The organism is Mesosutterella porci (assembly GCF_022134585.1).
Lineage (GTDB): Bacteria > Pseudomonadota > Gammaproteobacteria > Burkholderiales > Burkholderiaceae_F > Mesosutterella > Mesosutterella porci.
Genome location: NZ_JAKNCT010000006.1, coordinates 22,277 through 41,830 on the forward strand (window position 1 = coordinate 22,277; position 19,554 = coordinate 41,830).

General features: G+C 62.3%; 17 protein-coding genes. 14 read left to right on the forward strand and 3 right to left on the reverse strand.

Going from position 1 to position 19,554, the window contains the following annotated elements; translation table 11 throughout:
• The first annotated feature begins 350 nt into the window (after positions 1-350).
• Positions 351-1,628, forward strand: a complete 1,278-nt coding sequence (locus MAF45_RS05625) for an exonuclease SbcCD subunit D C-terminal domain-containing protein (protein WP_237978579.1) — start codon at positions 351-353, stop codon at positions 1,626-1,628.
• Entirely contained in the window at positions 1,625-5,116 is a 3,492-nt protein-coding gene (locus MAF45_RS05630; RefSeq protein ID WP_237978580.1) for an SbcC/MukB-like Walker B domain-containing protein, read from the forward strand. Before MAF45_RS05625 ends, MAF45_RS05630 begins: the two co-directional genes overlap by 4 nt.
• Positions 5,117-5,232: 116 nt before the next feature.
• Here the strand turns inward: MAF45_RS05630 and MAF45_RS05635 are convergent, their stop codons facing one another.
• A complete protein-coding gene (locus tag MAF45_RS05635; RefSeq protein WP_237978581.1) occupies positions 5,233-5,796 on the reverse strand; it encodes a hypothetical protein in 564 nt (187 codons plus the stop codon).
• Positions 5,797-5,931: 135 nt separating this feature from the next.
• Positions 5,932-6,789: a posphoenolpyruvate synthetase regulatory kinase/phosphorylase PpsR gene (gene ppsR, locus MAF45_RS05640; protein ID WP_237978582.1), complete on the reverse strand. Its 858-nt coding sequence runs from the start codon at positions 6,787-6,789 to the stop codon at positions 5,932-5,934.
• A gap of 127 nt (positions 6,790-6,916) precedes the next feature.
• Between ppsR and ppsA the strand changes: the two genes are divergently transcribed.
• The 6 genes from ppsA to MAF45_RS05670 all read left to right on the forward strand — a co-directional run bounded on the left by ppsA (position 6,917) and on the right by MAF45_RS05670 (position 12,463).
• The gene (ppsA, locus tag MAF45_RS05645; RefSeq protein WP_237978583.1) at positions 6,917-9,292 is read left to right on the forward strand and encodes a phosphoenolpyruvate synthase; all 2,376 of its coding nucleotides are present in this window, start codon (positions 6,917-6,919) and stop codon (positions 9,290-9,292) included.
• A 178-nt stretch (positions 9,293-9,470) separates the two neighbouring features.
• Positions 9,471-9,833, forward strand: coding sequence for an NfeD family protein (locus tag MAF45_RS05650; protein WP_237978584.1), 363 nt, complete (start codon positions 9,471-9,473; stop codon positions 9,831-9,833).
• A gap of 37 nt (positions 9,834-9,870) precedes the next feature.
• Positions 9,871-10,821 carry an SPFH domain-containing protein gene (locus MAF45_RS05655; protein ID WP_237978585.1) on the forward strand — a complete coding sequence of 317 codons (951 nt, stop codon included), beginning with the start codon at positions 9,871-9,873 and terminating at the stop codon, positions 10,819-10,821.
• 115 nt (positions 10,822-10,936) lie between these two features.
• Positions 10,937-11,485 (forward strand): hypothetical protein, encoded by a 549-nt coding sequence (locus MAF45_RS05660; RefSeq protein ID WP_237978586.1) that lies wholly within the window; start codon positions 10,937-10,939, stop codon positions 11,483-11,485.
• Between the two features lie 68 nt (positions 11,486-11,553).
• Positions 11,554-11,877, forward strand: a complete 324-nt coding sequence (locus tag MAF45_RS05665) for a hypothetical protein (RefSeq protein ID WP_237978587.1) — start codon at positions 11,554-11,556, stop codon at positions 11,875-11,877.
• Between the two features lie 82 nt (positions 11,878-11,959).
• Positions 11,960-12,463 carry a hypothetical protein gene (locus tag MAF45_RS05670; RefSeq protein ID WP_237978588.1) on the forward strand — a complete coding sequence of 168 codons (504 nt, stop codon included), beginning with the start codon at positions 11,960-11,962 and terminating at the stop codon, positions 12,461-12,463.
• 87 nt (positions 12,464-12,550) lie between these two features.
• Here the strand turns inward: MAF45_RS05670 and MAF45_RS05675 are convergent, their stop codons facing one another.
• Positions 12,551-13,168: a response regulator transcription factor gene (locus tag MAF45_RS05675; RefSeq protein WP_326520678.1), complete on the reverse strand. Its 618-nt coding sequence runs from the start codon at positions 13,166-13,168 to the stop codon at positions 12,551-12,553.
• A gap of 443 nt (positions 13,169-13,611) precedes the next feature.
• Here MAF45_RS05675 and MAF45_RS05680 point away from each other — a divergent pair, with 443 nt between their 5' ends.
• From MAF45_RS05680 to MAF45_RS05705, 6 genes are all read left to right on the forward strand, one after another.
• A complete protein-coding gene (locus MAF45_RS05680) occupies positions 13,612-14,049 on the forward strand; it encodes a hypothetical protein (protein ID WP_237978589.1) in 438 nt (145 codons plus the stop codon).
• A gap of 298 nt (positions 14,050-14,347) precedes the next feature.
• Complete coding sequence (locus MAF45_RS05685; RefSeq protein ID WP_237978590.1) at positions 14,348-14,569, forward strand: FeoA family protein; 222 nt, start codon at positions 14,348-14,350, stop codon at positions 14,567-14,569.
• 27 nt (positions 14,570-14,596) lie between these two features.
• Positions 14,597-14,824 carry a FeoA family protein gene (locus tag MAF45_RS05690; RefSeq protein WP_237978591.1) on the forward strand — a complete coding sequence of 76 codons (228 nt, stop codon included), beginning with the start codon at positions 14,597-14,599 and terminating at the stop codon, positions 14,822-14,824.
• A gap of 11 nt (positions 14,825-14,835) precedes the next feature.
• Positions 14,836-17,181: a Fe(2+) transporter permease subunit FeoB gene (feoB, locus tag MAF45_RS05695; protein WP_237978592.1), complete on the forward strand. Its 2,346-nt coding sequence runs from the start codon at positions 14,836-14,838 to the stop codon at positions 17,179-17,181.
• A gap of 96 nt (positions 17,182-17,277) precedes the next feature.
• A complete protein-coding gene (locus MAF45_RS05700) occupies positions 17,278-17,529 on the forward strand; it encodes a FeoC-like transcriptional regulator (RefSeq protein WP_237978593.1) in 252 nt (83 codons plus the stop codon).
• A 684-nt stretch (positions 17,530-18,213) separates the two neighbouring features.
• Positions 18,214-19,494, forward strand: coding sequence for an MFS transporter (locus MAF45_RS05705; protein WP_237978594.1), 1,281 nt, complete (start codon positions 18,214-18,216; stop codon positions 19,492-19,494).
• Positions 19,495-19,554: the final 60 nt, after the last annotated feature.

Consider the following 19,554-nt stretch of genomic DNA (forward strand, 5'->3'; position numbering starts at 1 on the left):
TGGAATCGGTTCTGGGTGAATAGAACTGCTTGGTGTCATGCTTTATTCAGCAAGTAGCGTGCCAGATCCGGCCTGAATCCCGGATATTGTATTCAACCTATTGAGTTTTCTTATTAAAATTAAAATATCTAGTTCTTGAGAATAATCGCAAAATTGCGATAACAAGAACAAACAAAATCTTGTAATCACAAGAGTGGTGCAAATTATCACTATTTTTGTGCATAAAGGCCGATTTTGCCCCGCGATGGTGATCGGCCCGACGAATGGCTCGAATCGTGTTAGCCTCACCGCAGGAGCCGTCCCGAATTCGCGGGCGGCCAATGTTGGGTTACAGGCAGGACTCGCTTCAATTGTTCAAACTTCTTCACACATCGGACTGGCATCTCGGCAAGGAGCTGCTGGGGGAAAGCACCATCGAGGTAAGCCGCGCCATGCTTGAGTGGCTTCTCGGGGTGTGTAAGGAGCGTGCAGTGGACGGCCTGGTCGTCGCGGGCGACGTCTTCGATGTCTCCACGCCTTCCAATCAGGCTCAGAAGATCTACTACGGTTTTCTCGCCCGGGTGCAGCGCACGGGCTGCCGCCATGTGGTCATTACGCCGGGCAACCATGACTCTGCCAATTTCCTGCGTGCGCCGGCCGAGATGCTCTCCCAGCGGGGCATCATCGTCTCAGGCCCGGACCCGGAAAGCGAGGCCGTGGTGCTGTGCGACGCCGCAGGCCGTCCGGAGCTGGGCGTGGCCGCGGTGCCGTTTCTGCGCGAGAGCGACATGCGCGCGAGTGTTGAGGAAATCACGGAGGGGGAGCGCTGGGCGCTTTACGGCCGGGGAGTGGCCGCGCATTACAGCAGGGTGCGTGCGGCGCTGGAGCGCAAGATGGGGGAGAGCTCCGCGCCCAGGATTGCGACCGGGCATTTTTTCGCCACCGGCGCAGCCGTCACTCCCGACCCGGACACCGGTGAGGCGCCTGTCACCGTCGGGACCCTCGGGGCTGTTCCGGTTTCCGTGGCGGGCGGGGACTGGGACTATGTGTGCCTGGGGCACATCCATCGCCCGCAGAAAGTCGGGGGCGATGCCGTGCGCTACTGCGGCTCGCCTTACCCGCTGTCCTTCCGCGAGGTGGACAACAGCAGCCAGGTGGTGCTTGTCACGCTGCGCGGGCACGGTGAACCGCCTGAAATCGAGCCGATCCCCGTGCCGCGCTTCCAGCCCATGGTGCGGCTGGAGGGCGATGCGGATGCGCTGCGGGCGGCCTTGGACCGTGTCTCGCGCGAACAGCCCGGAGCCTGGGTGGAGGCCAACTACACGGGGGTGAGCGAGCAGCTCGAGCTCAACGAGGAGCTTGGCAGCCTCGCCGGGCGGCTCGGCGTGAGGCTGCTCGCGGTGCGCAACCAGCTCGCTTTCCGAAAGGCGCTCGAAGCCACCGCGGATGCGGTGTCCCTCCACGATTTCACCCCCGAGCAGGTTTTTCTCCAGTTCCTGAAGGACGCGCACGCCGACGAAGCCTCAACGCGCAGGATGCTTGGAACTTTTCGCGAGGCTGCGGCCCTGGTTGAAGCCGATCGGGCTGCCCGGCGCGCATCCTCCCGAGACGACGGCCCCGCGCAGCCGCAGCCCAAGGAAAGCAAATGAAGCTGCTCTCGATCGCCTTTGAAAACATCAACTCCCTGGCTGGCGCCTGGAAGATCGACTTTACCGACCCGGCCTACCGCGACGGGATTTTTCTCATTACAGGACGCACCGGCTCGGGCAAGACTTCGATTTTCGATGCGGTGACGCTTGCGCTGTTCGGCAAGACCGCGCGGCAGTGCGCCGAGCGGGTGAGCCGCGAGGATCGCCGCACGGACTCCTGCCCCTTCATGACCAAGGGGGCGCTGCACTGTTGGGCCGAGGCCGTGTTCGATTCCTGCGGCAGGAGCTGGAAGTCGCGCTTCAGGATCGATCGCTCCGAGCGGCGCGGAACGCTCACGAAAACCTGCGAGCTCGCCGTGAAGGACGGCGCCGGCCCCTGGCAGCCGGTGGCGACTTCGCTGGAGGAATGGAAGCAGAAGACCGCCGAGGCGGTCGGGCTGCATTTCCAGGAGTTTCTGCGCTGCGTGCTGCTCGCCCAGGGCAGCTTCGCCGAGTTTCTCCACGCCAAGGGCAACGAGCGGGCCGTGATCCTCGAGGGCATTACGGGAACGGATATCTATAAGGATATTTCGCGCCGGATTCATGCCTGCGCGCGCGACAGGCAGCTCACGCTTGAGGCCTGCCGCGCCCATCAGGAGGGCATCCGGCTGCTCGCGCCTGAGCGGCTGCGGGAGCTGAGGGATCGCCGGCAGGCGCTTCGCGACGAAATCGAGGCGCTGCGCCGCAGCAAGGAGGAGCTTGCCGCCAGGCTCGAGGCGCTGCGGCGGCTTGAGGCGCTCCGGGGCGAGCAGGAGCGGGCGAAGGCCGAGCTCGATCGGGCGCAGACCGAGGACCAGAATTTTTCCGCAACGCGCGCCAAGCTTGAGCTGGCGCGTCTGGCGCGGCGCTACGAGCCGAAGTACTTGGAGCTGCAGCGGCTCGAGCAGCAGCTTGCGGGCGAGAAAAGGCTGAGCCAGGATCTTTCGGACGTGGAAAAGGACAAGCAGCGGCTGGTGGAAAAAATGCGGCCGCAGATCGAGGAGGCGGGCCGGGAGCTTGAACGCGAGCGTGATGCTCTGGCTGAGCTCGAGCAGAAGGCGCCGGAAATCCTCCGCCTGGACGAGCAGTGCGCGGTTCTGTCGACGCGCCTCGAAGCGGCTCGTGAGGCGCTGGAGGCTGCCAAAAAGGAGAACGCCGGGCGAAGCGCCTATCTGAAGGAACTCGAAGGGCGTCAGAGCAGGCTCCTGGCCGACCGGGACCGGATCGCGCAGAGTCTGAAGAAAACGCAGAAGAACGATGCTCTGCTTGCGGGCTTTTCCGGCCTCGAGGCCAAGGCCTCGAGGCTCACCGAGGCGAGCTCGCAGCTGGAGAGCCTGAAAGCGCAGGAGCGCTGCGCCGCGGCAGCCTCGGCGGCAGCCGCGGCATCGGCGCGCGAGTCCGAGCGCCGGGTCGCGGCCGCCCGCGACGGACTGGACCGCGCCCGAGAAAAGGCGGAAACTGCCCGGGTGAACCTCCAGGCCGCGCAGGCCGGGCAGACCCAGACCGGACAGATGGCGGCCCTGGTCGAGGTGCAGGAGGAGATGGCGCTCGCCGGCTCGTTCATCACGGCCCGAAAGGAGCTTGAGCGTGCTTCGATTGCCCTTGAAAAAGCCGAGGGCAAATGCCGCGCCGCCGAGCAGGCGAGCCAGGAGAGCGAGCAGCGGGCGCAGCAGGCGAAGCGCTCCGGCATTGAGACCGCCGTGAGCTTTGCGCACGTCGCTGGCGAAAAGGCTGAGCGGCTTCGCACCATCAAAAACGACGAGATCCCCCGCTGCAGAACCGAAAAACTCGCGCGCGAGGCAGCTCTGTCGCGCCTCGCTTCGGGGAACCCTTCTCTTTTCAAGCGCTTTCAGAGCGACGGTGCAGCCTTGGCGCAGCAGCTGGTCCGGCAGCGCGACGCGATCCTCACCTGGACCCGCCAGACGGAGGCCTCGGCGAAGAAGGTCCGCGAGGCCGAGAAGGCTGTGCAGGAGGGCAGCCGCAGGCTCGAGGAGCTTAAGGAGGCGCAGGCCGGATTCCGCTCGGAAGCCTCAAGGCTCGGCCAGGCCGCGCAGACCGCCGCGGACCAGCTCGAGGCCGCCGGCGCGCGCTGCGCCGAAATCCGCAGCGACTGGGAGGCGGCCCTTGAGCCCCTGGGGATCGACGGTTCCTCGCTCTCCCCGGATCTGATCATGCAGCGTCTCTCAGAGCTGCGCGCTTCCAGGCTCGAGGTGCTGCGCGAGCGCGACGAAAACGAGCAGGCTCTTTCCTCTGGCCAGTCGCTCATCGCCCGGGCGCAGTCCGAGCTGCAGGACGCCGCCTCGGCTCTTGACTCGGCCCTCAAGTCCGAGGCCGAGTCGCGCGCACGCCAGCAGTCGGCGCAGGCTGAGCGGCGCGCGCTTTTCGGGACGGCTAGCCTGCAGGACGAGCGCAGGGAGCTTTCCGGACGCCGGGACCGCGCGGCCGCCGCTCTTGAGAGCGCCCGCGCATTGAGCCGGAGTGCGGAGGATGCGCTGCGGGACGCCCGCACGCGGTCTGCTCAGCTTGCCGGGCAGATCGCTGCGCGCGAGCAGGAGCTGCGGGCCCTCGATGCCGGTTTCGAAAACGCCGTGAGCGAGTCCTTCGAGAGCCGGCAGGCTTTTCTTGCCGCCCGGCGCGACCCCGAGATCATCACGCGGTGGGAAAACGAGGACGCGGTGCTGCGCAGCAGCGTCAAGAGCATTCAGGAGAGGCTCTCGGCCCTCAGCCGCAGGCTCTCCGAGCAGACGGCCGCCATCGCCCGCCCCGCGGGGGTGAAGGACGTGCAAAAGGAGATCGAGCAGACGGACGATCGGCTGCTTGCCGCAGCGGGCGAGGCCTCTTCCGTTGAGACCGAGCTCTCGGCTGACGAGGCCCGGCGCCGGGAGGCCGAGGAGGCGCGCCGGCTCACGGCCGAGGCCGAGGCCGACTACGAGCGCTGGCAGGAGCTCAATGCAAGAATCGGCAGCGAGGACGGCTCGCGCTTTGCCCGGTACGCCCAGTCGCTTACTTTCAGGCGGCTGCTACATTTCGCCAATGAGGAGCTCGGGCGGCTTTCGCGCCGCTTTGTGCTGGAGCCTGCCGAAGGAGACCCCCTTGACATTCAGGTCGTGGACAACGCGCTGAACTGCATGAGGCGTTCGGCGACCAACCTCTCGGGCGGAGAGTCTTTTCTAGTGAGCCTCGCTCTGGCCCTCGGCCTTTCCCGCATGAGCAGCGAGAGCTCCGAAGGATGCCTACGGGTGGACACCGTGTTCCTCGACGAGGGCTTCGGCACGCTCGACCCCGAAATGCTCGAGAATGCGCTTTATGCGCTCTCGCAGCTGCGTGAGCAGGGAAAGCTGGTGGGCCTCATCTCCCACATTGAGGAAGTGCGCCAGAAAATCCCGGTCCAGATCGAGGTGTCGGCCAATTCCACGGACGGGCACAACACGATTTCGGGGCCTGGGGTGAAGAGGCTGGGGAGCGCCTGAGGGTTCAGGCCGCCCGGCCTGCGGCCGGAGGGGCGGGCACAGTCCAGTCCGCTCGGTCATTCTGTGACGGCGGAAGCCGCCGCAGAAAAGTCCCGGGCTTCAGCGCAGCGGTCTTTTCAGCGCCTGCCCGGTCCCCTCGGCGGAGGCGGTGGCGGGGGACGGTGGCCGCGCGGCGGCGGCCACCAGAACATCGGCCCACCGAACCATCCGCCCCAACCCCAGCCGTCCATCATCTCGAGGTCTCTTTCTGCCGCTTCAGCCCGCGCTCGTTCGAGATCGGCCCGGCGCTGCGCGTTGCGAAGCGCGGTCCTCAGGTCGTTTTCCAGCCCGGGCGCATCCTTTGGTCTGTCAAAGCGGATCTGAAAGGTGACGTCCCGCGAGCCGCCCGGATCGCAGAGCTCAAGCGGGGAGGCGCTCGCGGCCTTCGCGCCCGACCCCCAGACCGCCTCGTAGCCTGAAGGCAGCCGGTAGCAGCCGGGCCTTGTCATCAGGTTTGCGATCTTGTCGCGCTCCATCGTCACCGTAAAGGGGGTGGTGCCTACGACTGAGCCGCTGTCGAGCGCCTTTACAACCGCGCCTTCCGGGTCCGAAACGAACTGGAACGAGGCGGTCGCGCAGCCTGTAAGCGCAACGGCTGCGGCTCCCAACGAAACAAGGGGTCTGGCAATGCGATGATTCATGGCGATCGCCCTGAAAACGTGATATCTGAAGTGAGGCGGCGGCAGCCTGCCGCCGCCTCCTCCTTAATGTAGCTCGAGGAACCGCCCGCGGATTTTATTTTTTGTAAGAAATTTCTGAAAGGGCCGTTCCCATCCTCAGCCGATGCGCTCGTGCTTTTCAAGATGCAGCGTCGCGATGATCGTGGCGGCGATTTCCTCGATCGACTTCGTGGTCGAGGAAAGGTAGGAGATGCCGTTGCGGTTCATCATCGCCTCGCAGGCCGCAATCTCGGCGCGGCAGTTCTCGAGCGAAGCGTAGTGCGAGTTCGGACGCCTTTCGTTGCGGATGTCGTGCAGCCTCTCCGGGGCGATCGTAAGCCCGAAGAGCTTGTCCTTCACCGACTGGAGCGCCTCGGGCAGGGTCCCGCGCTCGAAGTCCTCGGGAATGAGGGGGTAGTTGGCGGTCTTGATCCCGAACTGCATCGCGAGGTAAAGCGAGGTGGGGGTTTTGCCCGAGCGCGACACGCCCACGAGGATCACCTCGGCTTCCTCCAGCCCGTAGTCGGTCTGGCCGTCGTCGTGAGTGAGCGTGTAGTCGATGGCGGCAATCCGCCGGTCGTAGTTCTCCTCGTTGCGGATGCGGTGGGTTTCGCCCACCTGATGGGAGCTTTCCATGCCGAGCTCTTCCTCGAGGGGATTGACGAAGCTGCGGAAGAGCTCGGTTACATAGCCCGTGCATTCCTCGCAGAAGGCCTCGCTGATCGTCTTGCGCGAAAAGGTTGAGAAGACGAGCGGGCGCATTCCGGTGCGCTCCTGCACCTGGTTGATCCGGTCTGCCGTCGCGGTGGCTTTTTCCACCGAGTCGATGAACGGAATGCGGCGCTGTTCATAATTGAGGTTCGGAAACTGCGTGAGCACAGCCTGGGCGAGAGTCTCCGCTGTGATGGCCGTTCCGTCCGAGACAATGAAGACGGGGCGCGGCGCGGTCTGATTGGGGCTGTTAGAGATGGTCATAGGATTCCGGAGGGGCGGGATCGCACGTTTTGGGGCGTGGATTTGCGCCTGCTAGTAAAATTAACGATTACAATCCCGTTCGATTCTAAACAATCCCCGGTTCGGGGGCAGTTAAAGAGGACAAGGTATGCAGGGTACGTACGTTATTCCGTTCAGCGAACTGAGATACAAAGACGTCGACCGCGTAGGCGGCAAGAACGCTTCTCTCGGAGAGCTGCTTTCTCAGCTGACGAGCGCGGGAATTCGCGTGCCCGACGGATTCGCTACAACCGCGGATGCTTTCCGCCTGTTCCTGAAGGAAGGCGGGCTTGACAAGCGCATTGAGGAGCGCCTGAAGGACCTGAACGTCGAGGACGTGAAGGAGCTGGCGAAGGCCGGTGCCGAAATCCGCTCCTGGGTTGAGCAGGCCCCGTTCCCCGCCGCCCTCGAAAAAGAGATCCGCGAGTACTATGACTGGCTTTGCGCCGGCGAGAAGATCTCCGTGGCCGTGCGTTCCTCGGCCACTGCGGAGGACCTGCCTGACGCGTCCTTCGCCGGTCAGCAGGAAACCTACCTCAATGTGAACGGCATCGATCAGGTGCTCGCCCGCATGCGCGAGGTGTTTGCCTCGCTCTACAACGACCGCGCCATCTCCTACCGGGTGCTCAAGGGATTCGATCACTCCAATGTGGCGCTGTCCGCGGGCGTGCAGCGCATGTGCCGCTCCGACAAGGGCGCGGCCGGCGTGATGTTCACGCTCGACACCGAGTCGGGGTTCGATCAGGTGGTGTTCATCACCGCTTCCTACGGCCTGGGCGAGACGGTGGTGCAGGGCGCCGTGAACCCCGATGAGTTCTATGTACACAAGCCCATCCTCGAGCAGGGCAAGTACCCGATCATCCGCAAGAGCCTCGGCTCCAAGCTGATCAAGATGGAGTTCAACCCCGAGCCTGGCGCGAAGGAGTCTGTCCGCACGGTGGACACCACCGCCGAAGAGCGCCGTCACTTCGCGATTACCGACGAGAACGTGATCGAGCTCGCCCGCTTCGCGCGGCTGATTGAGAAGCACTACGGCTGCCCGATGGACATCGAGTGGGGCAAGGACGGCATCGACGGCAAGATCTACATTCTGCAGGCGCGTCCCGAGACCGTGAAGAGCCGCCAGAACAAGGCTGAAGTTCAGGAGCGCTTCGCCATCAACACCAAGGGCCTCAAGGCTCTGGTCACCGGCCGCGCGATCGGGCAGAAGATTGGTGCGGGTCCGGTTCGCGTGGTGCTCTCCGCCAAGGAGATGGACCGCGTGCAGACCGGCGACGTGCTCGTTACCGACATGACCGATCCCAACTGGGAGCCGGTGATGCGCCGCGCCTCCGCGATCGTGACCAACCGCGGCGGACGCACCTGCCATGCGGCCATCATCGCCCGCGAGCTCGGCATTCCGGCGGTCGTCGGCTGCGGCAACGCCACCGAGACGCTCAAGGAGGGCGAGGAGGTGACGGTCTCCTGCGCCGAGGGCGATACGGGTCACGTTTACGCGGGCATCGTGGATTACCAGAAGTCCGAGGTGAAGCAGGGCGCGCTGCCCGAGATCCCCGTGAAGATCATGATGAACGTGGGCAATCCTCAGCTCGCCTTCGAGTTCCAGAAGATCCCCGCGAAGGGCGTGGGTCTCGCGAGACTTGAGTTCATCATCAACAACAACATCGGAGTGCACCCGAAGGCCTGCCTCGAGTACCCGAACATCCCCGGAGAGATCCGTGATGCGGTCGAGCGGCTTTCTGCGGGCTACGCTAATCCCCGCGAGTTCTACATCAGCAAGATCGCCGAGGGCGTCGCCACCATCGCCGCCGCCTTCTATCCGCGCAAGGTGATCGTGCGCATGTCCGACTTCAAGAGCAACGAGTACCGCAAGCTGATCGGCGGCAAGCTCTTCGAGCCGCTCGAAGAGAACCCGATGCTCGGCTTCCGCGGCGCCTCGCGCTACATTTCGAACTCGTTTGCCGAGTGCTTCGAGCTCGAGTGCCTCGCCATGAAGCGCGTCCGCGACGACATGGGCCTCACGAACGTCGAGCTGATGATCCCGTTCTGCCGCACGCTCGATGAGGGCCGCCGCACGGTCGAGATCATGAAGCAGCACGGCCTCGTCCAGGGCGTGAACGGACTCAAGATCAACATGATGTGCGAGATTCCGAGCAATGCGCTTCTGGCCGACGAATTCCTCGACATCTTCGACGGCTTCTCCATTGGCTCGAACGACATGACGCAGCTCACCCTCGGTCTTGACCGTGACTCGGGACTCGTTGCCGCTTCGTTCGATGAAAGAAACGAGGCCGTGAAGAAGATGCTTTCCATGGCTATCAGCGCCTGCCGCCGCCGCGGCAAGTACTGCGGCATCTGCGGTCAGGGCCCCTCGGACCATGAGGATCTTGCCCGCTGGCTGATGGAGCAGGGCATCGAATCGATGTCGCTTAATCCCGATACGGTCGTCTCTACCTGGAGGCGGCTGGCCGAGCCGAAGGCCTGACGGGAAAAAGCCTGCCGTCTGCCGGATAACCCGGTAGACTAAGGGAAAGGGGCTGCAGCGCGTGTGAAAGCCGCTGCAGCTTTTTTTCTCGAAGGAGTAAACGACAATGCCGATCTGGATCTGGCTGGTGGCGGCCGGCGTGCTCGGGGCGGCCGAACTGCTCACGGGAACCTTCTACATGTTGGTGCTCGCAGCGGCCTCGCTGTTCGGCGCGGCCGCCGGCGCCCTGGGCTGCGGGCCCGAGCTGCAGGTGCTTGCGGCCGCAGCGGCTGCCGTGCTCGGCTGTGCCCTCGTGTGGAAATTCCACCGTTCAGCAGGCGCAGCGGAACCTGCGCAGTCCTCGCTCGACGAGGGCCAGAGCGTGGAGGTGCGTTCCTGGCGCGAGGACGGTACCGCCGAGGTGAAGTACCGCGGCGCCGTCTGGACGGCGGTGGCGGCCCCCGGCAGCAAGCTCGTCCCCGGGATCTGGGTGATCGTGCGCACCGAAGGCCCGCGGCTGCTTATTTCACCCGGCCCGCGCAGCGGCACCGGTCCCGCCTGACCCTTTCTCTTTTTTGTCAACTTTAGGAACAGCAGCTATGTCATCTGGTTTGATTTTCACGCTGGTGCTCGCGCTGATTGCAGTCATCATCGCCTACAAGGGCATCTGCGTGGTGCCTCAGCAGACGGCCTGGGTCGTGGAGCGGCTCGGGCGCTTTCATGTCGTGCTCAACCCCGGTCTCAATTTCATTGTCCCGTTCGTCGACCGGGTCGCGTACAAGCATTCACTGAAGGAGGTCCCGCTGGACACCCCGCAGCAGGTCTGCATCACCAAGGACAACACCCAGCTGTCTGTCGACGGGGTGCTCTTCTTCCAGGTGACCGATCCCCAGCGCGCCTCCTACGGAACCAGCAACTACGTGATTGCCATCACTCAGCTCGCACAGACGACCCTGCGCTCGGTGGTCGGCCGCATGGAGCTCGACCGGACCTTTGAAGAGCGCGACGCAATCAACCATTCGGTGGTCTCCGCCATCGATGAGGCCGCCCTCAACTGGGGCGTGAAAGTGCTGCGCTATGAGATCAAGGACCTCACGCCTCCTTCGGTGATCCTGCAGGCGATGCAGCGCCAGATCACGGCCGAGCGTGAGAAGCGCGCCGTAGTGGCCGCCTCCGAGGGCAAGAAGCAGGAGGAAATCAATATCGCCGAGGGCGAGAAGGCGGCAGCGGTCGCCCGTTCCGAGGGCGAGAAGCAGGCGAAGATCAACGTGGCAGAAGGACAGGCCGCGGCCACCGTGGCGCTCGCGCGCGCCACGGCCGAAGCACTGCGTCAGGTCGCGGCGGCCACGCAGGAACCGGGCGGCATGAACGCGGTGAACCTGGATGTGGCCAAGAAGTACGTCGAGGCGTTCAGTAAAGTGGCCGGCTCGAGCAACACGCTGGTCGTTCCCGCCAACATGGGCGACCTCGCGAGCCTGGTCACTTCGACCCTGGCCATTGTGAAGGGCGGGGATGCGAAGAGCTCCGCCGGCGGCTCGCCCAGGGCCTGAGTGAGCGCGGCTTGTCCGGCAGGGGGCGAAGGCCCCCTTTTTTCTGACTCGCCCGGGCTGCGTGAAGGCCCAGGCGGTTTTTCGAAAATAAACAGAAAGGCTCAGGGAAAAAAAAGTGGAAAACGACAGCAATGATGAAGCCCGCAGCGCCGGGCAACCCGAAGCGCAGGCGGTCCGGCTCTCACTGGGTGACCGCGATGACGTTTACCAGATCTGCTTCGCATTTATCGAGAACGTGAGCGAAATCCTCGTTTCGGCCTCGGCCGGCGAAATCACAAGCGAGGAGGCTGAAGAGCGCATGGCCTCCGTGAATCAGTGGCTCACCGCTGCGCTGCTGGGAAAGATTCCCGGAATCAAGGCCGAGCCCGGCTGGACGGGCGCACCGCTTGCCCGTAGCCTCGCCTCGCAGCTCGCCTCGGAGCTCTCGCGGTTGCCGCGCGAGGCCCAGGAGGAGCTCTCTTCTGTCGAGGGCGTGCTGATGTTTACCTCGATGGTCTTCATGCACGAGGTTCAGGAGATGGTGAGCGGCATCAACCACGTGCCCGAGTCCGAAGCCGAGAAGGCCGTGGAACGCCAGGGACGAGCCATGCACGAACTCTGCTCGAAGTGGGCGGAACGCTTCACGGGCGGTGGCCGCCCTGATATCATCATTGCTTCGTCATAATCCGAACCTGGCCCGGGGCCCTGGCTCCGGGGTGCGGTTCCCGTACATCTAGAAGGAGGCTGAAAGAAATGGCAGAAGAAAAGAAGGCCGAACAAGAAACCGTTGAAAAGAAAGAAGAGGTCGCGAAGGTTCCTGCCGGCAAGCCCCGGTTTGTGCACCTGCTGGTTCTCGGCGTGGGCGGAACGACGCGCAACGTGCAGCTCGTCACGGACTCCGCCCAGATTCCGAAGCCCTTTGCCGAGTTCATCAACGGATTCCGTTCCGGCAAACTCGATCTGATCTGGACGCCCACGCCCTCCAACCCGGTGTTTGCGATCCGCATGAATTCGATCGACTTCTATGAATACCGGTCAGGCCAGGCTCAGGAAAACCCTAAGGGCTCGCTTTCCTGAAAGCGCGCCGACAGCGGGCTTTCTGTGAAAAAGCCGAACGCCGCCGGCCTGAGGCTCTGTGCGAAAAAAGGAGGCTGCCGCCATGAGACCCAAGCCCATTCGGGCGGGCTACAGCCCGTGCTGTCCGGCCCGCTGCCGCCTCGATCTGTCCTCGCACCGCGATCTGGGACCGCACCTGACCGATCCGCAGGTCATTGAGGAGATTGTGCGCGCCGTCGTCTTGAAGACTTCCATGCGGCTGCAGGCTTGTCAGGAGGGGCGCATGAGCCCGCAGGAGCTCAGCGAGGCCGACCGGAAGCTCAGGGAGTGGCTCACCGTCACTCTGATGGGCGAAAACGGCAGCTTCAGAACCACGGAAGACTGGAATCCCTCGGGGCTCGCGCGCTACCTGCGGGAGACCATCCCTGAGGCCCTCCGGCAGGCCTTGGGGCGGTCTCCGGAAAATGATCTGGAAACCATCAGCGCTGCGGTTGAACTGCTCGTCGCGGAGGTTTGGTCGGCCGTTCGGCGGGGCGGTGCGGAGGCCGAAAGCGTGCCGCTGTGGTGGTCCTCGCTCCTCACCGGGGAGCCCGATCCCTTGCCTTGAAGGAGGCAGCAAAAAAACGGCGCCGAAAAAACGGTGCCGTTTTTTTGTAGCGGGCCCGGCAGGGCCGGTGTCCTGAAGTGCGCAGGCTCAGAGGGGATCGCCGCAGCGCATCAGCAGCCTCGCGATTTCGGCGGCGTTGTGAATCTCGAGCTTGCGGTAAGCCGAACCGCGGTGCACCTGAACCGTCTTCTCGGAAATCCCGAGACCTTCTGCGACCGCCTTGTTGGAGGCTCCCTGCGCGACCATGCGAATCACCTCGCGCTCGCGCTGCGTGAGCGACTCAAGCTTGGCGCGGAAGCTGGCTACTTCCGCATCTGCGCGGCGCTCGTTCAGATTCTTCAGAACTGCGTTGTTGATCGCCTCGAGAAGCTTTCGGTCGTCAACGGGCTTCTGTAGGAAGTCCATGGCGCCGCTCTTGAGTCCCCGGACCGCCATGTCGATGTCGCCGTGTCCGGAAATAAAGATGATCGGCAGGTCCACACCCTTTTCCTTCAGGGCGTCCTGAAGTTCCAGTCCGCTCATTCTCGGCATTCTCACGTCCAGCAGCAGGCAGCCCGGGCGCGCGAAGTCATTGGCCGCGAGGAAGGCGAGCGCATTTGAATAGGTCACGACTTCCCAACCTTCGCCCTCGATCAGAAAGGCCCAGGAACGGCGCATGGCGTCATCGTCATCAATGACGCGGATGAGTGGTTTTAAGGTTTCCACAGTTGGTCTCCATGTCGTTTTCGGGATGACCGGCCTTACAGCCGCGTCCCGTCGTGCGGCAGCTTCGGGCTGCATGTGCGTCCGAGCCTCCGGCTCGGGCGTTTTCCGAAGTTCAGCTCCGCCGCCGCATGATATAAGCCGATTTTAATCAAACCGGCCTTTAATGTAAGAAAACGCCCGGTAAAGCGCGGGATGGTCCCGCCAGGGGCCGCGCCGGACCGGATTCGGAACAATTCCTTCAGTTATATTGGTCTATTCAAGAGCAACCTTATTTTTTGCATAACACCCATAAAACCCTGTCATATCTAGGTGTTTCATAATGTAACAGCCTTGTCTAAAGGAAATAACGGAACTTATTTAACGAAAAAATAAGCTTTTTAGTTTCATAATATCCTTACTTAAAAGACAGGGAACAGGTTTCCCGCGATTCGAGGAGTCAACCAATGCTGATGCATGATATCAACCTGCTTCTTCCCTCTGCGATTCGGACGATGCGTTCTGCTCTGAGGGATATTTCCCGTCAGCAGATTCCCTTCACCATTGAGGGGCTGGTCAAGCAGGGGCTGCCGCAAAAATTCGCAGAAATGCTGAGGGCTTCCGTGAAGCAAAGCGGCGGCGAGCGTCTGGTGGTCGCGCGCTTTATCGCTGACCTTTTCGCCATGAACCATGAGGACTACAGGGCCAGAGAATCTCTGAAGCGCTGGCTCGACAGCCATGAGGGAGAGCACCGCGAGGCGGTGAGAGCTCTGACCCGTTCGGTTTTGAAAAACTGGTATCGGGACGAGTTCGGGCCGGGGCAGCCCGAGAGCATCGAAATTTCGGACAACGAGGCTCCGGCCTCCCGCTCGAAAGCCCGCTCCGTGGTTTTTCGCCTGTTTTAATTATTCCTTCAAGCGACTCTGAAGCCGAAGGCCGGCCCGTTCACGGGCCGGCCTTTTTTTATGGGCGGTTTTCGCCAGCAGCAGCCTTTTTCTTTTGCGCCGGATGGGGAAATGAGTCCGCACGTTTTTTAAGCGCCGGGCCGGCCCGTCGGGCTTCCCGCCAGGGCGCGTCTGAAAGGGGGAAGGCGCGTAAAGAAAAATAAATGGAAGTAGAAATAATTCTCAATATGGATTAATATGCAGGCATCTCTCGGCGCCGGCAGCTGCCGGTTTGTCTTTTCAACAGGGGGTGGGGAAATTGGTTAAGCCGCTGTCCAAACAGGAACTGAACGTTCCTGGAACCGTTGCCTTTCTGCGCGGTTCCGACAAGGACCTGAAGTCGCTCAAGGACCTTGGACTACGCACGGGCTCCCAGATCACGGTGCTTCATCGCGGAGAGGGCGATTCGCTGCTCGTGGCGATCGGGGACACGCGCATCGGCATCAATTTTGAGCTGGCAAAAAACATCCTCGTTAACTGAATTCTTTCGACACAAAAAGAGCATGAGATGAAACTCAATGATTTAAAAGTGGGAGAAAAAGGGAAGATTCTCGCCTTTAACTCCGGGGCTCCTGATTACCGCCGTCATCTCCTGATGATGGGGGCGACTCCGGGCTCGAACTTTGAGGTCGTGCGCGTCGCCCCCATGGGAGACCCGATCGAAATTCGCGTCCGAGGCTCCATGGTTTCCGTGCGCAAGCATGAGGCTGCCATTGTGGAAGTCGAAAAACAGTAAGGGGGTGAAAAGTGGCTCAGCACAGAATCTGCATTGTAGGTAATCCGAACTGCGGCAAGACCACGCTTTTTAATGCTATGACGGGCTCGCGCCAGGAAGTGGGCAACTGGCCCGGCGTGACGGTTGAGAAGAAAAGCGGTTTTTACCGTTCCGGAAACCGGGAAATCGAGCTCGTCGATCTGCCCGGCATCTATTCCGTCACTCCTTCCCGCGCGACCGGCGAGGACGAACGAATCGCCCGTAACTATCTCGTGTCGGGAGAGGCCGAGGCGGTGGTGAACATTGTCGATGCGAGCAACCTTGAGCGTAACCTCTATCTCACCACTCAGCTCACCGAGATGAGGATCCCGATGATCGTGGTCCTCAACATGATGGACATTGCGCGGCAGCACAAGCTCTCCATTGACCTGGAGGCGCTGTCCGCCTCTCTCGGCTGCCCGGTGCTCAGCGTTGTGGCCAGCCGCGGCACGGGCGTCGAGGCCCTCAAGCACAGCATTGACGAAATGCTGGAAAAGAAGACTGTTCCGCCGCTCAGGCTTCATTATCCGACGGACATCGAAGGGGTGATTTCTCTGTTGGGCGGGCGTCTTGAAAGAGCCGGTCAGAAGCATGGCCGCTGGAATGCCACCCAGATTCTGGAAGGGGCGGAGCCGGTCGAGCCCATGCCAGCCGAAATTGAGGCTGACCTCGCGGAAATCCGCAAGCCGCTTGATCACTACGGAGAGGATCTCGACATCGAGATCGCCAACGCCCGCTATCAGTTGGTATCCGACATCATCGCGAGGGTCGTCCACCGCAAGGGCGAGATCGGCGCCACGATCACCGATAAAATCGACCGCGTCGTGCTCAACCGCTGGCTCGGCATCCCGATCTTCCTGTTCATGATGTACCTGATGTTCGTCTTCGCCATTAACGTGGGAAGCGCGTTCATCGATTTCTTTGACATTCTGGTGGGCGGAGTGCTGGTCGATGGCTTTGGCGGCCTGCTGGAGAGCCTCGGAACTCCGGGTTGGCTCAAGACCCTGCTGGCCGACGGCGTGGGCGGCGGCATTCAGACCGTCTCGACCTTCATTCCGCCGGTGACCTGCCTGTTCCTCTTCCTGTCCATACTGGAAGATTCGGGCTACATGGCCCGTGCGGCTTTCGTGATGGACCGCTTTCTGCGGGCCGTCGGCCTGCCCGGACGCGCCTTCATTCCGATGATCGTGGGCTTCGGCTGCGGGGTTCCTGCCATCATGTCGACCCGCACGATGAACCGCGAGTCCGACCGCATCATGACGGCCATGATGGTGCCGTTCATGTCCTGCGGCGCGAGACTTCCGGTGTATGTGCTTTTTGGCGCAGCCTTCTTTGCAGGCTCCGGTTCGCTGCTGATCTTCACGCTTTACCTGATCGGCATCATCGTTGCCATCATCACCGGGTGGCTGCTCAAGAAGAACACGTTCCCGGGCGACAACGCTTCCTTCATTATGGAGATTCCTCCCTATCACATTCCGACCCTCAAGGGGGTGCTCACGAACACCTGGGAGCGCCTGCGTGCCTTCATTAAGCGCGCCGGCATTGTGATCACGGGCGTTGTGGTGGCCATTTCGTTCCTCAACTCCTGGGGCACGGACGGGACGTTCGGCCATGAAGACAGCGACTCGAGCGTCCTGTCGGCCATCGGCAAGACGATCATTCCGGCTTTCGCTCCGATGGGGCTGCAGCCTGACAACTGGCCGGCGTCTGTGGGCATCTTCACGGGCGTGCTCGCCAAGGAATCGGTCATCGGAACGCTCAACTCCCTCTATGGAGCCGCTGCTGAGCGCGAAAACGCCCACGCCGGCAAGGCCGAGGAGGAGAAGCCCGATGAACCCTGGAGCTTCACCGACACGCTGCAAAAGGCTGTCGGCTCGATCGGCGAGAATCTCTCCGGTCTGGGCGACCAGCTTGCCAATCCGTTCCTCCAGGGCACCAGCATCGGCGATCTTTCAGACACCGAGGCTGCTGTTGAGGAGGCCGAGGGCACGATGACGACGGTCACGATGATGCAGAAGCTCTTCGTAACCAAGACCGCCGCGTTCGCCTACCTTCTGATGGTGCTACTGTACATGCCCTGCTGCGCTGCGATCGGCACGATCTGGCGTGAAGTCGGAACCCGCTGGACGATTTTCGCCTGCGTGTGGACCACCGGCGTCGGCTACAGCGCGGCCACCATCTTCTACCAGCTTTCGACCTTCGCCTCGCACCCGGCTTATTCCGTCGAGTGCCTTGCCGGAGTGCTGGTGTTCCTCGCGGTCATGATTTTCTGGATGCGCTCCATGAAAAAGAAGGCTGACGAGAAAGGCCCGAGAATCATTCCGATCCGTCTGGCCTGAGGTCCGCGATGGCTTTATCCCGGCGGCCTGCGCCGCCGGTTTCTTGAAAAAAAGGAGACTCCGCGGGGCCTCCTTTTAACTCTGGAGAATCTAAGGATGGTTTCGCTTATGGAACTGCGCGACTTCGTTCGCAGCAGAGGCTCAAAAGTGAGCCTGATTGAACTGGCCAACGAATTTCGCGCGAGAAAGGAAGCGATTGAGCCTATGATGCATAGCCTCGTGGACAAGGGACAGGTGGAAACCTGGGAAAGCACCCCGGTGACCTGCGGCTGCAAAAGTTCCTGCGGCTGCCAGGAAGCACCGGCCGAAGGCCCCATTCGGTTTTACCGCTGGAAAGTTCAGTCCTGAAGCCCGGGGCCAGCCATTCGGAAAACATCGGCCTGAAGGGGAGGGCGCAGGCCATTCACCTGCTCTGAAGCGAGGATTCCAGCAGGGGAATTCCGCTTCGGAAGCCGCACCTCAGGCCTGCGGCGCGGTTTCAGAACCGGCGGGCCCGGATCCTGCGGCCCTCCTTCCGTTTTTACGCTCGCGCTTCGCACGAAGGTTTAGTCTGCACGGGCAGAGCCTCGTCGCTTTTCTTCTTTTTTCATCTCCTGCTCGTCCGTTTCAGGACGAGTTTCAAACTTTTTAGATCTAATCCTGAAGGACAGCAGCGGAGCTCTTTTCTGTACCACCGCTCCTGCATTTCCTTACGCTGAAAAAACTACCTCTCCTGGGAGAAAGGGAAAAGTGTGCCCATTAAATGTGTATTTTAAATACATTTTTTAAGTGAAAGAAAAAAAACACGACCAGCTGAAGCCGCAGCCAGGTCTGAGCCGCTCCCCGCCCTTAGTCGTTTGGAATATGGCGCTTTTTTCAGCCCTCACCTAGACTGCGCACCGCTGTAACAGAGAAGCGCACCCGCTTGCCGGACGCGTTGATTTCATTGGTACTTTCCAAGGTGCTGTCGGACCGAGGAACACAGCCTTAACCAGAAGACCCCGCAGCCGCGGCCGCTTGCAGCTTTCCGCGCCGTCGAGCCGGGCAGAGCGAATGAACAAAACTGACTTCAGATTGAACGGCACGCCGTCACAGGCGCTGGCCGCGGCGACCCTGGGCTTTTTCTTCGGCGCCATGGCGATTTCCCTTTTCGGCCCTACGGCCCGGGCCCTCAGTACTTCCATGGGGCTGTCTCCGCTGCAGGTGGGGCTGCTTGTGGCCGCCCCGTCGCTCACCGGGTCGCTTTTACGCATTCCCTTCGGCGCCTCGGTTGACGTCAACGGCGGGCGGCGCTCCTTCAACTTCCTGATGGCGGTCTCTGTGATCGGGCTGATCGGCCTGTCCGCGCTCTTTTCGACCCGCTACCCGGACCGCATGGACGGGCTCTACGGGCTCGTGCTGCTGCTCGGCTGCCTTGCCGGCTGCGGCATCGCCACCTTCTCGGTAGGGGTCTCTCAGGTGTCCTACTGGTTTCGCAGGAAGGAGCAGGGCTTCGCGCTCGGCTTCTTCGGAGGTCTCGGCACGGCTTCGGCCGGTGTGCTCGCGCTGGGTCTGCCGCTCCTGCTGGCCGGTTTCGGGTTCGTGTGGGCCTATGACATCCTCACCGGCATCATGCTCGCCGGAGCGCTGATCTATTTCTTCCTCTCCTGCAACGCTCCGTATTTCCAGCTCAGGCAGGCAGGGTTCAGCGAGACGGAAAGCAGGCAGCGGGCCGCGGACCTGGGCCAGGAGCTTTTCCCCGCCGGCAACATCAGGGATTCGCTCAGGATCTCGGCGGGCATCCCCCAGACGTGGCTGCTGGTCGGCACCTATTTCACGACCTTCGGAGGCTTTATCGCACTCACCGCGTGGTTCCCCACGTACTGGCAGCAGGCTCAGGGGCTCTCCGCGATTCACGCGGGTGTGCTCACCATGGTGTTCTCGGTTCTGGCCGCGCTCATGCGGGTGCCGGGCGGCGCGATCGCCGACAGGCTGGGCGGCGTGAAGGTTTGTTTCGGCGCGCTTGCTGCGGCCGCTGTCTCCTGCGTGCTCATGAGCCTTGATCTCGGCTGGCCGGGGCTCTTCGCTGTGTCCGTCGTGATGGCTGTGGCCTTTGGGTTCAACAATGCGGCCGTGATGAAGCTTATCCCGGTTTACGTTCAGAAGTCGGTAGGCGGAGCCTCCGGCTGGATCGGCGGACTGGGTGCATTCGGCGGCTTCGTGTTTCCGCCGCTTCTCGGACAGCTTGTGGCGATGTCGCCCGAACGCGGCTTCGGCTGGGGCTTCCTGATGTTTGCAGCGCTGGCCGTCCTCAACATGCTGCTGAACTATTTCGGCATGGTGCGCAGGGCCTGAGCGTACCCGAAGCGAAACCCAAAAACAGAAAAAAGAACTGCAAGTGCCGGAGACCGCTCC